The sequence below is a fragment of the Actinobacillus minor NM305 genome (genome assembly GCF_000175195.1).
Lineage (GTDB): Bacteria > Pseudomonadota > Gammaproteobacteria > Enterobacterales > Pasteurellaceae > Haemophilus_A > Haemophilus_A minor.
The window spans coordinates 1-12,883 of record NZ_ACQL01000162.1; the positions used below are offsets into that span (position 1 = coordinate 1).

Consider the following 12,883-nt stretch of genomic DNA (forward strand, 5'->3'; position numbering starts at 1 on the left):
TTTTTGTAGGGGGCGGAAACCCGTGGGTGTAGCCCACGGGTTTGTCAATCGGGATGTATAATTTCACTCCCTCCCACAAGGGGCGAGAGTAAAAAAAGGGCGGGTACACAGACCCGCCCCTATAGCTCTAAAAGCGGTTAAATTTAGGCAATGTTTTGCAAATTGGAGGGAAGTATTTAGGGGGGAACTATTTTTTCTCTTTCGCATCACAATGACTAATATCATGGCAGTTGCCATAGAGATATAAGCTATGCGTTGCTAATTTGATCCCGTGTTTTTCACTGATTTCACGCTGGCGGCGTTCAATATCCGGATCTTTAAATTCAAAGACTTTGCCACAATCAATACAGATAATATGGTCATGATCCTGTTCAATATTTAACTCAAATACGGCTTTATTCGCATCAAAGTTGTGTTTAACAAGAATACCCACCTCTTCAAATTGATTTAGCACACGATAAACGGTTGCTAAGCCAATATCCGATTCACGTTCCAGTAATAGCTTATAAATGTCTTCCGCAGAGAAATGTTGCATTTGCTCACGAGTTTCTTGCATCAGAGCAAGGATTGTTAAGCGAGGTTCTGTTACTTTTAAACCTACACTTTTTAATAATTTGGTATTTTCTTCAGACATAACTGCCACCTTTGTCCTTGTTTTAAATTATGCCAATTGATCAAGACACATTTCTTCGGTTAATTGCTTACACCACGCTTTTACGCGTTCGTTGGTTAATTCAGGCTGACGATCTTCATCGATACAAAGCCCGACAAAGGTATTCTCATCAACTAACGCTTGAGATGATTCAAAAGTATAACCATCGGTTGGCCAAAGCCCAACAATCACACCACCATTCGGTTCTACCACATCACGTACGGTTCCCATTGCATCACAGAAGTATTCTGCGTAATCTTCTTGGTCACCACAGCCAAAAATAGCCACCACTTTGCCGTTAAAATCAATTTCTTTTAAAGTTGGCATAAAATCATCCCAATCTGCTTGAGATTCACCGTAGTACCACGTTGGAATACCAAACATTAAGAAATCATATGCTTCAATATCTTCTTTTGTACTTTTGGCAATATCACGAATATCAACTAAGTTTGCACCTAGTTCTTTTTGAATCATTTTTGAGATATTTTCTGTATTACCAGTATCACTACCGTAGAATAAACCTACTGCTGCCATATTAAATTACCTACTTTGCTTCTGCTTCAGTGTTTCCACTGAAATAACGATTTAAAATATTTTCAATGAGTTGTCCGCGTGTTATTCCACGTTGAGCGGCTTCCTTTTCAAGCGATTGCACCAAATCAGTGTGTAACTTTAATTCAACCCGTTTTAGACCAAATGAACGATCTCGCCTAAGTTGATTACGTTTGTTAATACGAACTTGTTGCTCTCGACTAAGAGGATTTGTTCGAGGTCGCCCAACTTTTGGCACGCTTGCAAACAAATCAAGGGTTATACAATCTGCGTCTTGTTTTGCCATAATGTTCCATTTGATGGGCTTTTGCTACCTATCATATCAATCACTTTTGCTAATTGAGAATGATAAGCTACTTATTAAATGCCTACTATACCATATTCTTTATCTGTTTTGAACGGCATAACACCCATCAATTCTCATTCGCACATAATTCTAACGTTTTTTGAATTAAAGCTAATGCAATGGTTCCTTTGGGTGGTAATTCTGGCAAAGGCTTATCATAGTCAAACCATTTAGCATCTACAATTTCGTCTTCTTGCAACGAAATTTCACCGCTTGCATAGTCCGCTAAAAAACCTAACATCAATGAATTGGGAAAAGCCCAAGGCTGGCTACCAAAATAGCGTACATTTTTAACTTTGATCCCAGTTTCTTCAAAAATTTCTCTTTCAATGGTTTGTTCAACATCTTCACCTGCTTCAACAAACCCCGCCAAAGTAGTATAAATCGTCCCTTTGTGGCGTAAATGATTTGCCAATAAAATTTGTTTCCCCTTGCGAACCGCGACAATAATAGAGGGGCTGATCACGGGATAGCTACGGTGTCCACAATGTTCGCAATGCACCGCCAATTCATTGGGTGCAATCTCTGTTTTTTGACCGCATTTTCCGCAAAAGCGGTGCGTGAGTAAAAAATGGTTTAACGAAACCGCACGATGTAATAAATTTGCTTCAGTTTTTGGGCGGGCAATTTGGCTACGTAAAAACGTAAATTCACGATGATTATCTTGCGCTTCAGCTTGTAATAAATATACCGGTAAACCTTGATATTCACCCATTTGAATTTTATTTCGCCCAACGAACCCAAGCTCTTGCTCACTTCCCATTAAAAGTTGATTATCCTTTAAGGCAACATCAAATTCTTTCACGATAATCCAATATGCTTTACTCATTTCTCAATCCTAGTTGTTTAAATAACCGGCTTTTTTCCGACAACGATAACACTTGATATTCGCCACTCCCCAACTCTCCGAGTTGATAATGCCCAAGCCCGACACGAATAAGCCTTAAGGTTGGAAAACCAATATGAGCAGTCATTCTTCGGACTTGACGATTTTTCCCTTCGGTAATTTTAAGTTCAATCCAGCTCGTGGGAATGGTTTTACGCTCTCGAATTTTAGGTGCTGTTTGCCAATCAAAATCAGGTGCTTCAATCTGTTTTGCTTTTGCCGGTTGCGTTAAACCATCTTTGAGTTCAACACCTTTCTCTAATTTGGCTAAATCAGCCTGCGAGGGAATGCCCTCCACTTGAACCCAGTAAGTTTTCTCTTTCTCGAATTTAGGATGTGCAAGTCGGTGCTGTATTTCGCCATTATTGGTAAGCAGTAATAAACCTTCGCTATCTCGATCTAATCGCCCAACGGGATAAATTTTCGGAATATCAATAAAATCCTTTAAGGTCTTTCGCCCCTGTTCATCGGTAAATTGGGTCAAGACATCATAAGGTTTATTGAACAGGACGATGATCGTTTCTTCTAAATTTAATCGAGTTGTAAGCGGTCGTTTTTGTGATTTATTTTGCTTATGCCATCTCGGATTTGCTCGTTTAAACATACTCATTTTTTTAAATTCGCCCAAGCAACAGAAAGAAGAATAATCGCCCCACCTATAAACATTGTGAGCGTTGGTACTTCGTTAAAACAGATCCAAGCAATAGCGATGGCGTAAACCGGTTCCAATGAAATAATCATTGAAGCGGTACGCGCATTGATGGTATCAAGGCTGGAAACAAATAATGTATAAGCCACCGTTGTACATAAAAAGCCGATACAAAAGATCCAGAACCAATCTACCGCTGAAACCACCAATAATTTTTCCGCAGAAAACGGCAACAAAATCAACCCTGCAAAAAGATATTGCCACCAGCTTGCTTGTGTGCCGGATAGTTTGCTCATACTTTTACGGTTCACAATCGCTAAAATACCGTAAGACAGCGCAGAAAAAACGCCCCAAAGCAAGCCTTGTGTTCCTTCACTTCCCAGCGTAAATTCAGGGGTGACTAAAATTAGCCCGATAGTAATCGCCACTAATAAGATGATTTCTTTTAAATGTAATTTTTCTTTAAAAAAGATCACTTCAAATAGCGCAACAAAGGCGGGGAAACTGGCAAAACCTAAAGTGGCTAAAGCCACACCACCGACTTTTACCGCAACGAAAAAAGTTACCCAGTGAGCAGCTAATAATGCGCCTGAAAGCGCAAGTTGCCCAAGTTCTTTTTTAGATAACGAGACAAGCGGTTGTTTTTTCCAAATAAAATACAAAGAGATCATAAAAAAGGCGATCCAAACTCGCCCTAATACCAGTGTATCCGCACTACTTTGAATTAAAGCCCCAAAAATTCCGGAAGCTCCGAAAAGAACGGCGGTACTATGAACTTTTAGCAACGCTAAAGTGTGTTTATTCATTATTTAATCCATTTATCTTGATCTTGTTGCCTTTCGAATTCTGCATCAATAATGGTGTCATCTTTTGCGTGCGAGGTTTGATAGCTTCCAAATTGCATAAAACTGACCCGCTTTTTAAAGACACGCCCGAGCATTGCCATCATCATTTTTCGTGTAAAAGGAAGCACACATAAAATCGCCAAAATATCGCTTAAAAAACCGGGGATAATCAGTAAAATACCGGCAAAAACAAATAGCACAGAACTCATCAGCGACTCTGCCGGTAATTTTCCTTCGCTAAGTTCTTTACGAATAGAATACATCGTATAAAGACCACGAAGTTTGACAAACCATAATCCTAATGCGGAAATCGCAATCAGCAATAAAATAGTTGGGAAAACGCCAAGATAACTTCCAACGCTGACCAATAAAGATAATTCGCCATAAATATATAAAATAATCCCAAACAGAATAAATAAGAGTGGCATAATAGGCTTCCTTATTTTGATTTGAACTTTTAAAATAACCGTAATAGTAACGATCATCTATTGAGTAATAGATATAGGGAATAAAATGACAGAATTCAACATTAATGAAACATTAAATACACTTGGGCTACGTTGCCCCGAACCGGTAATGCTTGTGCGTAAAACCATCCGTAATATGCAAGTGGGCGAAATTTTACATATTATTGCCGATGATCCTGCCACAACTCGTGATATTCCAAGCTTTTGCGAGTTTATGGATCACCGCCTGTTAAAAAGCGAAACAGATACCCAACCTTATCAGTATTGGGTACAAAAGGGCTTATAATTCTGCAAAATCGTAATATTATTGTTATTGCACAAAATTGAAAATCTATTGTAGGGAGCGATCAATTGTGATTTGCTCCCTTTTTTAATATATTTTCCCTCCCTCCGCCTTCGGCACCTCCCTCCGTAAACGGAGGGAGGGAAATAATAAGAGAGTTGTACAACAACCGCCCTAGCAGGGCGGTTTTATGCGTAACCGTGGGTGAAGCCCACGGCATTTCGGGCAAACACCCCCGACCGACAATCAGCCGGAATTTTAATGACGAGTACGAGTAATTTCTACTTCATCGAAGTCAAAATCTTCATCGTGTTCGTCAAAAAATTCACCATCATCGCCGTATTCATCCTCTTCGCCGTTTGGATCTTCAAAATAAGTTCCCCAGCCTTCATATTCCGCACCGGCTTTTTCAATTAAAGGCAGTAGCTCTTTTTGCTGTGCTGTAATTAAATCAGCATTGAGATTGATTTCACTCACAATATCACAAACAAAGAATACTTTACCCTCTTCTTCAACTTCTTCTGCATCAGAGATTTCATAGCCTAGTTTATAAGCATCGACAACGAGTTTCTCTAATTTATCAAAATCGTGGTGAGCAACGTGGTGCTCAATAATATAAAGCGCCTCTGGATCTGATCCATCATCTAATAAATTTTGAATGATTTCATCTGTTTCTTGGCGTAATAAAGTTAAATCGTACATCTTATTCTCCTGCTACAAAGGCTTCAGCAAACCAGCTATCTAATTTTGCTGAAAGTTTATCAATTCCAATTTTATTTAAGGCGGAATAGGCTTCTACTTGCACATCGCCTTGGAAAGGTAAAATGGCTTCTCTAACCATTTTAACTGTTTTGCTACGGGCAGATTGGCTCAGCTTATCTGCTTTTGTTAAAAGTAGTAGAACAGGTAATTCTGCTGAAACCGCCCATTCAATCATCTGTTGGTCTAAATCTTTCAACGGGTGGCGAATGTCCATTAGGATAACAACACCACGTAAACATTCACGTTTTTGTAGGTACTCACCTAATGCTTTTTGCCATTGCAATTTCATCTGTTCCGGTACGGCAGCATAACCATAGCCCGGTAGATCCACCAATTTACATTGCGGTTCCACTTCAAACAAGTTAATCAACTGTGTTCGCCCCGGTGTTTTGGACGTGCGAGCTAAGTTCTTTTGGTTGGTTAAAGCATTCAGAGAAGTAGATTTTCCCGCATTAGATCGCCCTGCGAAAGCAATTTCAATGCCGCTATCTTCCGGCAAATGACGAATATCCGGCGCAGAAGTTAAAAATTTTGTTTTATGGTAATTCAGTTTAATTTGTTCTGTCATAACGTTTTGAGTTTCTCTTTAAAAATAAAAGTCAAGCCTTGTTCTCCATATTGATTAGCTTGCGGATAACTGCGAAAAAAGCCCCATTCTAAAAAAACGATAGTGCAAATCAACATCGGCATAAGCAAACCGAGTAGCCAAGCGATATCGCCTGTGCTTGATTGTGCCATCAAATAACAAGCAATTGGGACACATAAAATAAATGCATTTTTGCCCGAGCGGTTTCTGTCGTGTAGCCGTTTTACAATAACCGATAGGCAACTATATAGGCTGATTGCCAAGGGTAACAGCATTACAGCGTTAAAAGCGGTCGGATTTGGCAAACAATTTACCAAAATGAAGAGAAAAACAAAGTTAATCGCAATCCCTGTCCAAAAACCTTGTCGATTTAACCGCCCTTGAAAACTAAAAAGTCCTTTATACCAAATCATAACTTATCCTAATGCAACATCAAGAACCATCATTACTACAAAGCCAGCCATCAGGCTTAAGGTAGCAATATCGGTATTCCCATTACTTTGCGATTCAGGGATTAACTCTTCCACGACAACGAAAATCATCGCCCCTGCCGCAAACGCCAAAGCATAAGGTAAAATCGCCGTCATCGATAAAACAAACGCAGCGCCAATTACAGCTGCAATCGGCTCAACAACTGCAGACATTGAGCCATACCAAAAGGCTTTCCAGCGAGAATGCCCTTCACCTCGAATAGGAAGGGAAAGTGATGAACCTTCAGGAATATTTTGTAAACCAATCCCAATCGCTAATCCAATCGCCCCCATAATAGAAGCATCCACGCCGGGTACTTGCGTTGCCAATGCCCCAAATGTTACCCCGATAGCTAAACCTTCAGGAATGTTGTGAATGGTAATCGCCAAAAAAAGTAACATACTTTTTGATAAACCCTTTTTAGGTTGCATACCTTCCGCTTCTTCAATCGGTTTACTCAAATGTAAATGTGGTACAACGTAGTCGATCAAACGGATAAAAAAGCCACCAAGGAGAAAACCAATCGCCGCAGGCAGCCACGCTAAAGAACCGTAATCTGCTTCAGCATATTCCAGTGCAGGTGCTAAAAGCGACCAAAAAGAGGCCGCAATCATTACCCCTCCGGCAAAGCCCATCATCATATCTAATAATTTACGGTTTACCGTTTTAAAGAAGTAAACGAATGAAGAGCCAAAAATCGTACATCCCCAAGTAAACAAACCGGCAATAAAGGCTTGCATAATGGGATGTAGTGATAAAAAATAATCAAACATTGTGAACCTTATCTTAAAAATAGAAAAGTATTTGGTACAACGTAATCATAACAAAAAAGCGATAGACAAGTCTCACATATCGCTTTTATTTTTTATTTGTAAGTTTTTGACTTAAACCAACAGCTTGCCAATAAAAGCGGTCAGATTTTCCTAATTTTTGCATCAAAAACTGAACATTTCTTGAAATTGTTTTATTTTTAGATACAATTTGTCCAGTTTTTTATAAAAAAAACAGGACAAATTAGAGGGTGTATGCGAGTAACACAACTGATTGAGATTGCTTTAAGCAATGTAGCAACAGGCGTTATTTTCGGTTATAACGACTTAATTGATAATCCAGATTATACGCAAGCGGCGATTAAAGCCTTAAATCGTAAAGTCCAAAAAGGCGAGTTGGTAAAACTTTCTAAAGGAAAGTTCTATAAGCCTGAGCAGAGTATTTTCGGGGTATTAAAAGCCTCTGAAGAAGAAGTTGTTAAAGACCTGCTGAAAGCTGGAGATACTATCATAGGCTATTTAACCGGACTAAGCATATACAATAAGCTTGGATTAACAACGCAAGTTAGTTCAACTATACAAATTGCCAAAAATACGATCCGCCCGGCGTTGCAAAGGGATTACTACAAAATCAATTTCATTTTGCAAAAAAACAAAATTACTAAAGAAAATGTGCCACTATTACAACTGCTTGACGCAATTCGTTACATCAAGAAAATTCCTGACACAACCGTTGAAAAATCAATAGCACGGCTGTCTATTTTGTTGCAGCAACTTACGGCTGCTGAAATGCTTGAGTTGCTAAATTTATCCAACAAATATCCGCCTTCAGTGAGAGCTTTATTGGGGTTTATGTTGGAACAGCAAAATATTGATGCAGCAGACTTACGGCGTTCCTTGAACCCTATTACTACATATAATTATGGCATTTCAGATCTTTTTCCTTCTGCAAAAAAATGGAACATTAAATGATTTTACATCAAGATAAAAAAGTCTTTGAACAAGCCGTTCGATACACTGCCGAAAAGCTGAATATACTGCCTATTTACATTGAAAAAGACTACTGGGTAACTTATGCCCTAAAAATACTCTTTACTCACCCTACTACTAAAGAATATTTAGTATTCAAAGGGGGAACATCACTGGCAAAATGCTATAACTTAATCGCACGATTTTCCGAAGATATTGATTTAGTGATTTTACGAACAGAGACAGAAACAGATAATCAGTCGAAAAGGAAAATTAAAGCGATTAGCACAGTGCTTTCTGATATTCTTCCTGAAATCGACATAGAAGGTATTACCCACAAGATCGGCAAAATCCGAAAAACGGCCCACGCCTATTCTCACTATTTTGGTGGCGATTTTGGACAAGTGAGAGATTTTATTGTGCTTGAGGCTACTTGGCTCGGCTACTATGAACCCTTTGCTTGTCAGCAGATTTCTTCTCTAATTGGTAAGGTATTACTTGAAAATCATCAACCAAACCTAGTCGAGCAATACGAACTGCAACCTTTTGACATTCGAGTATTACAGGCAACAAGAACATTATGCGAAAAAATAATGAGCTTGGTGCGTTTTTCGTATGATAAAGATCCTATTATTGCTTTAAGGAATAAAATTAGGCATTTGTATGATATTCATCAAATGCTGAAAAATAAGGAATTGACTCAATTTTTCTATTCAGATGGCTTTGAGATGATGTTGAATAAAGTGGCGAATGATGATGTGGACAGTTTTAAAAATAACAATCGCTGGCTTCAATACCATCCAAAAGAGGCGATCATATTTAATGATAGTGAGATATGGGAGCTACTTAATGCCACTTATCTAAATGATTTTAGCAAATTGATATACGGTGATCTTCCTGCTGCAAAAGATATTCAGCAGACTTTAGCTCAAGTGAGAGATAGAGTTGACAATGTAAAATGGACGTTAAGCCTGCCTTAAAATTTGTGGCATATGTGTTTTGAATCTCGTTGCTACAAAAAACTTTCTCTACAAGCGGTCATATTTTCCTAATTTTTTGCAACAAACTCCCATAGCGAGTACAATCCATTCATTTGCAACATTTCGGATAAATCAAACCGCTTGTATGTCATTTGAACTTCAATTTCGTCTGCCGAAAGCGGACAGTACACATCAAGATCATCAAACTTTAGGCAACTTAATCGGGCATTCGGATACCCTTGCGATTGTGCAAGCTAGCCAGCAGTTTCAAGGCTTGACGGTGGTGGTGACACCTGACACCCGCACAGCGTTACGGTTGGAAAAAAGTTTACCGAGCTTCACGAAACTGCCTGTTCAGCTTTTTCCTGACTGGGAAACCTTGCCTTACGACAATTTTTCGCCACATCAAGACATTATTTCTGCTCGTTTATCTGCGTTATTTCAGTTACAACAAGGACAGAAGCAGATTTTTCTGTTGCCAATCAATACCTTATTACAAAAAGTTTGTCCACCGAGTTATTTGGCGAACAATGTACTGTTGATTAAAAAAGGCGACCGTTTTTCGATTGAGAAATTGCGTTTACAGCTGGAAAATGCCGGCTATCGAGCGGTGGAACAGGTGCTGGAATATGGCGAATATGCAGTGCGTGGGGCGTTGCTCGATCTCTATCCAATGGGGGCAGACTCGCCTTATCGTTTGGACTTTTTTGATGATGAAATTGACACGATCCGCACCTTTGATGTGGATAATCAACGTACCATTGAACAGATAGACGAAATCAATTTATTACCAGCCCACGAATTCCCGACAGATAGCAACGGGATCGAGTATTTTCGTGGCAAGTTCCGTGAACAATTCGGTGAAATCCGCCGCGAACCTGAGCATATTTATCAGCAGGTGAGCAAAGGCATTTTGAATGCAGGGATTGAATACTGGCAACCGCTCTTTTTTGAGCAAATGGCGAGCCTGTTTGAGTATCTGCCTGAACAGACGTTGTTTATTACCTTTGCCGATATCCAGCAAAAAGCCGAGCAATTTCAACAAGATACCGCAAGACGTTATGAAAGTCGCCGTGTCGATCCGATGCGACCGCTACTTCCACCTGAACAGCTTTGGTTTAATATCGATCAGATTAACCAACAGCTAAAAGGCTATCCTCGTTTAACTTTAACCAACGAGAAAGTCCGCAGTTCGGCGGCGAAGCAGAACGCCAACCTTGAGCCACTACCTGACATTGCGGTGCAATCCAACCAAAAAGAGCCTTTTGCCGCTTTTTTACAGTTTCAGCAGACATTCAAGGGGCAAATTCTCTTTTCGGTGGAAACGGAAGGCAGACGGGAAACCTTGCTGGAGCTACTTGCACCGTTAAATATTAAACCAAAGCAAGTGAAGCAACTGGCAGAGATCAATTCGCCAATTTCTTTACTGATCTCACCGCTTGATCAAGGTTTTATTATTGAAACAAGCGGTCAAAAACTGGCGATAATTTGCGAAACGGATCTGTTAGGCGAAAAAGTTCAGCAAAGTCGCCGACAAGAGAAGAGCCGTAAAACTGTTAATCCTGATACTTTGATCCGCAACCTTGCCGAACTGAAAATCGGGCAAGCAGTGGTGCATTTGGAAAACGGTGTGGGGCGTTATGGCGGTTTAACCACCCTTGATGCAGGCGGCATTAAGGCGGAATACCTTGTGTTGCATTATGCCAACGATGCCAAACTTTATGTGCCTGTGGCTTCGCTTCATTTGATTAGCCGTTATATCGGCGGCACGGACGAAAATGCCCCGTTGCATAAATTGGGCTCGGAAGCTTGGGCTAAAACTCGCCAAAAAGCTGCGGAGAAAATTCGTGATGTGGCGGCGGAGTTGCTGGATGTCTATGCGAAACGCGAGTCACAAAAAGGCTTTGCGTTCGAGTATGATCGTGATGCGTTCGTGCAATTTAGCAACACTTTCCCGTTTGAAGAAACCGAAGATCAGAAAACGGCGATCAATGCAGTGATTAGCGATATGTGCTTGCCGAAAGCGATGGATCGCCTCGTGTGTGGTGATGTTGGCTTTGGTAAAACCGAAGTTGCAATGCGAGCGACCTTCTTGGCGGTAATGAACCATAAACAAGTGGCGATCCTTGCCCCAACAACCTTGTTGGCACAACAACATTTTGAGAATTTTAAAGATCGTTTTGCTAATTATCCGATCAATGTGGAAGTGCTTTCTCGCTTCAAAACCGCCAAAGAGCAGAAAGAAATTCTGGCGAAAGTGGCGGACGGCAAGGTCGATATTTTGGTCGGCACGCATAAATTATTGCAAGAAGATGTGCAGTTTAAGGATCTTGGTTTGCTGGTAATTGACGAAGAGCACCGTTTCGGCGTGCGTCAAAAAGAGCGAATTAAGCAACTGCGTGCCAACATTGATATTCTTACGCTCACAGCAACGCCAATTCCTAGAACGCTCAATATGGCGTTGAACGGAATGCGAGATCTGTCGATTATCGCCAGTCCGCCGGCTCGCCGTTTATCAATTAAAACCTTTGTGCGACAAAGCGATGATACGGTGATCAAAGAAGCGATTTTGCGTGAAATCCTGCGTGGCGGACAAGTGTATTATTTGCATAATGATGTGGCGACTATTGAAAATACCGCTCAACAACTTGCTGAGCTAGTGCCAGAAGCTCGTATTGTGATCGGACACGGGCAGATGCGAGAACGTGAGTTGGAACGAGTAATGTCTGATTTCTACCATCAACGTTTTAATCTGTTGGTTTGCTCAACCATTATTGAAACAGGGATTGACGTGCCGACCGCCAATACCATTATTATTGAGCGAGCGGATAAATTCGGCTTGGCACAGCTACACCAACTGCGTGGGCGTGTCGGACGTTCGCACCACCAAGCTTATGCCTATATGCTAACCCCACCGCCAAAAACGCTGACCAAAGATGCACAACAGCGGTTAGAAGCGATGAGTAGCATTGATAACCTTGGCGCAGGCTTTGTGCTGGCGACCCACGATCTTGAAATTCGTGGAGCGGGTGAACTGCTGGGGAGCGAACAGAGCGGACAGATTGAGAGCTTAGGTTTTTCACTCTATATGGAATTGCTTGAAAATGCGGTCAAAGCCTTGCAAGAAGGGCGTGAACCGACCTTGGACGAAATCACCCAACAGCAAGTGGATATTGAATTGCGAGTGCCTGCGTTACTGCCTGATGATTATCTGCCTGATGTGAATATGCGTTTGTCGTTCTACAAACGCATTGCCAGTGCAGAGAGTGATGAAGCCTTAAAAGATCTGAAAATCGAACTGATTGACCGCTTCGGTTTACTGCCAGAAGCCACGAAAAACCTGTTCCAAATTACTCAGTTACGCCATTTGGCAAAAGGGTTACAGTTGAAAAAAGTTGATGCAGGGATCAACGGCGGTTATCTAGAGTTTAAACCAACCGCAACGCCTGATCCGATGAAGTTTTTAAAACTGATCCAAGCGGATAAAAATGTCTATAAATTTGACGGCCCATTGAAATTCCGCTTTACCAAGCCAATGGAACGGGCGGAAGATCGTTTGGCGTTTGTGGTGGAGTTGATTGAGGGATTGGCTCTGTAGTTCTCAAAATTTCAAAAATAAGTAGCCACAGTACGTGGCTTAGACTGATGACAAACCCCAAATAAAT

Annotated in this window: 15 protein-coding genes; 4 read left to right on the plus strand and 11 right to left on the minus strand. The window is 40.8% G+C overall.

The features are described from left to right. Positions 1-187: 187 nt before the first annotated feature. From fur to AM305_RS10980, 7 genes are all read right to left on the minus strand, one after another. Positions 188-634, minus strand: coding sequence for a ferric iron uptake transcriptional regulator (gene fur, locus AM305_RS10950; protein WP_005826073.1), 447 nt, complete (start codon positions 632-634; stop codon positions 188-190). A gap of 27 nt (positions 635-661) precedes the next feature. Next, positions 662-1,186: a flavodoxin FldA gene (fldA, locus tag AM305_RS10955; RefSeq protein WP_005826076.1), complete on the minus strand. Its 525-nt coding sequence runs from the start codon at positions 1,184-1,186 to the stop codon at positions 662-664. Between the two features lie 10 nt (positions 1,187-1,196). Further along, positions 1,197-1,490, minus strand: a complete 294-nt coding sequence (gene ybfE, locus AM305_RS10960; RefSeq protein WP_005826078.1) for a LexA regulated protein — start codon at positions 1,488-1,490, stop codon at positions 1,197-1,199. A 127-nt stretch (positions 1,491-1,617) separates the two neighbouring features. Beyond that, positions 1,618-2,379: an NAD(+) diphosphatase gene (gene nudC / locus AM305_RS10965; protein WP_005826080.1), complete on the minus strand. Its 762-nt coding sequence runs from the start codon at positions 2,377-2,379 to the stop codon at positions 1,618-1,620. Then, the gene (locus AM305_RS10970; protein WP_005826082.1) at positions 2,372-3,046 is read right to left on the minus strand and encodes a pseudouridine synthase; all 675 of its coding nucleotides are present in this window, start codon (positions 3,044-3,046) and stop codon (positions 2,372-2,374) included. Before AM305_RS10970 ends, nudC begins: the two co-directional genes overlap by 8 nt. After that, a complete protein-coding gene (locus AM305_RS10975) occupies positions 3,043-3,891 on the minus strand; it encodes a DMT family transporter (RefSeq protein WP_005826083.1) in 849 nt (282 codons plus the stop codon). Before AM305_RS10975 ends, AM305_RS10970 begins: the two co-directional genes overlap by 4 nt. Beyond that, positions 3,891-4,358 carry an FxsA family protein gene (locus AM305_RS10980; protein WP_005826084.1) on the minus strand — a complete coding sequence of 156 codons (468 nt, stop codon included), beginning with the start codon at positions 4,356-4,358 and terminating at the stop codon, positions 3,891-3,893. Before AM305_RS10980 ends, AM305_RS10975 begins: the two co-directional genes overlap by 1 nt. An 85-nt stretch (positions 4,359-4,443) precedes the next feature. On the opposite strand from AM305_RS10980, the gene tusA reads away from it, so the two are divergent. Further along, positions 4,444-4,683, plus strand: a complete 240-nt coding sequence (tusA, locus tag AM305_RS10985) for a sulfurtransferase TusA (protein WP_005826085.1) — start codon at positions 4,444-4,446, stop codon at positions 4,681-4,683. Positions 4,684-4,938: 255 nt separating this feature from the next. Here the strand turns inward: tusA and rraB are convergent, their stop codons facing one another. From rraB to AM305_RS11005, 4 genes are read right to left on the minus strand one after another with little or no spacing between them, the layout of a single operon-like run. Next, positions 4,939-5,382: a ribonuclease E inhibitor RraB gene (gene rraB, locus AM305_RS10990; RefSeq protein ID WP_005826086.1), complete on the minus strand. Its 444-nt coding sequence runs from the start codon at positions 5,380-5,382 to the stop codon at positions 4,939-4,941. Position 5,383: 1 nt separating this feature from the next. After that, positions 5,384-6,010, minus strand: a complete 627-nt coding sequence (gene yihA, locus AM305_RS10995) for a ribosome biogenesis GTP-binding protein YihA/YsxC (RefSeq protein ID WP_005818190.1) — start codon at positions 6,008-6,010, stop codon at positions 5,384-5,386. Further along, complete coding sequence (locus tag AM305_RS11000; protein ID WP_005826087.1) at positions 6,007-6,441, minus strand: DUF805 domain-containing protein; 435 nt, start codon at positions 6,439-6,441, stop codon at positions 6,007-6,009. The genes yihA and AM305_RS11000 overlap by 4 nt, the downstream gene beginning before the upstream one ends. A gap of 3 nt (positions 6,442-6,444) precedes the next feature. Then, entirely contained in the window at positions 6,445-7,272 is an 828-nt protein-coding gene (locus AM305_RS11005; protein WP_005826088.1) for a ZIP family metal transporter, read from the minus strand. 252 nt (positions 7,273-7,524) lie between these two features. On the opposite strand from AM305_RS11005, the gene AM305_RS11010 reads away from it, so the two are divergent. The 3 genes from AM305_RS11010 to mfd all read left to right on the plus strand — a co-directional run bounded on the left by AM305_RS11010 (position 7,525) and on the right by mfd (position 12,816). After that, a complete protein-coding gene (locus AM305_RS11010) occupies positions 7,525-8,241 on the plus strand; it encodes a DUF6088 family protein (protein WP_005826089.1) in 717 nt (238 codons plus the stop codon). Then, positions 8,238-9,218, plus strand: coding sequence for a nucleotidyl transferase AbiEii/AbiGii toxin family protein (locus AM305_RS11015; protein ID WP_005826091.1), 981 nt, complete (start codon positions 8,238-8,240; stop codon positions 9,216-9,218). Before AM305_RS11010 ends, AM305_RS11015 begins: the two co-directional genes overlap by 4 nt. Before the next feature lie 145 nt (positions 9,219-9,363). Next, entirely contained in the window at positions 9,364-12,816 is a 3,453-nt protein-coding gene (mfd, locus tag AM305_RS11020; RefSeq protein WP_005826093.1) for a transcription-repair coupling factor, read from the plus strand. Positions 12,817-12,883 lie beyond the last annotated feature (67 nt).

Excerpts from the sequence above, each read along its gene's own strand:
- AM305_RS10980 (WP_005826084.1), bottom strand. The coding sequence starts at position 4,358 with ATGCCACTCTTATTTATTCTGTTTGGGATTATTTTATATATTTATGGC.
- AM305_RS11010 (WP_005826089.1), top strand. The coding sequence starts at position 7,525 with ATGCGAGTAACACAACTGATTGAGATTGCTTTAAGCAATGTAGCAACA.
- mfd (WP_005826093.1), top strand. The coding sequence starts at position 9,364 with ATGTCATTTGAACTTCAATTTCGTCTGCCGAAAGCGGACAGTACACAT.
- fldA (WP_005826076.1), bottom strand. The coding sequence starts at position 1,186 with ATGGCAGCAGTAGGTTTATTCTACGGTAGTGATACTGGTAATACAGAA.
- yihA (WP_005818190.1), bottom strand. The coding sequence starts at position 6,010 with ATGACAGAACAAATTAAACTGAATTACCATAAAACAAAATTTTTAACT.
- AM305_RS10970 (WP_005826082.1), bottom strand. The coding sequence starts at position 3,046 with ATGAGTATGTTTAAACGAGCAAATCCGAGATGGCATAAGCAAAATAAA.
- AM305_RS11005 (WP_005826088.1), bottom strand. The coding sequence starts at position 7,272 with ATGTTTGATTATTTTTTATCACTACATCCCATTATGCAAGCCTTTATT.
- tusA (WP_005826085.1), top strand. The coding sequence starts at position 4,444 with ATGACAGAATTCAACATTAATGAAACATTAAATACACTTGGGCTACGT.
- ybfE (WP_005826078.1), bottom strand. The coding sequence starts at position 1,490 with ATGGCAAAACAAGACGCAGATTGTATAACCCTTGATTTGTTTGCAAGC.
- nudC (WP_005826080.1), bottom strand. The coding sequence starts at position 2,379 with ATGAGTAAAGCATATTGGATTATCGTGAAAGAATTTGATGTTGCCTTA.
- AM305_RS11015 (WP_005826091.1), top strand. The coding sequence starts at position 8,238 with ATGATTTTACATCAAGATAAAAAAGTCTTTGAACAAGCCGTTCGATAC.
- AM305_RS11000 (WP_005826087.1), bottom strand. The coding sequence starts at position 6,441 with ATGATTTGGTATAAAGGACTTTTTAGTTTTCAAGGGCGGTTAAATCGA.
- fur (WP_005826073.1), bottom strand. The coding sequence starts at position 634 with ATGTCTGAAGAAAATACCAAATTATTAAAAAGTGTAGGTTTAAAAGTA.
- rraB (WP_005826086.1), bottom strand. The coding sequence starts at position 5,382 with ATGTACGATTTAACTTTATTACGCCAAGAAACAGATGAAATCATTCAA.
- AM305_RS10975 (WP_005826083.1), bottom strand. The coding sequence starts at position 3,891 with ATGAATAAACACACTTTAGCGTTGCTAAAAGTTCATAGTACCGCCGTT.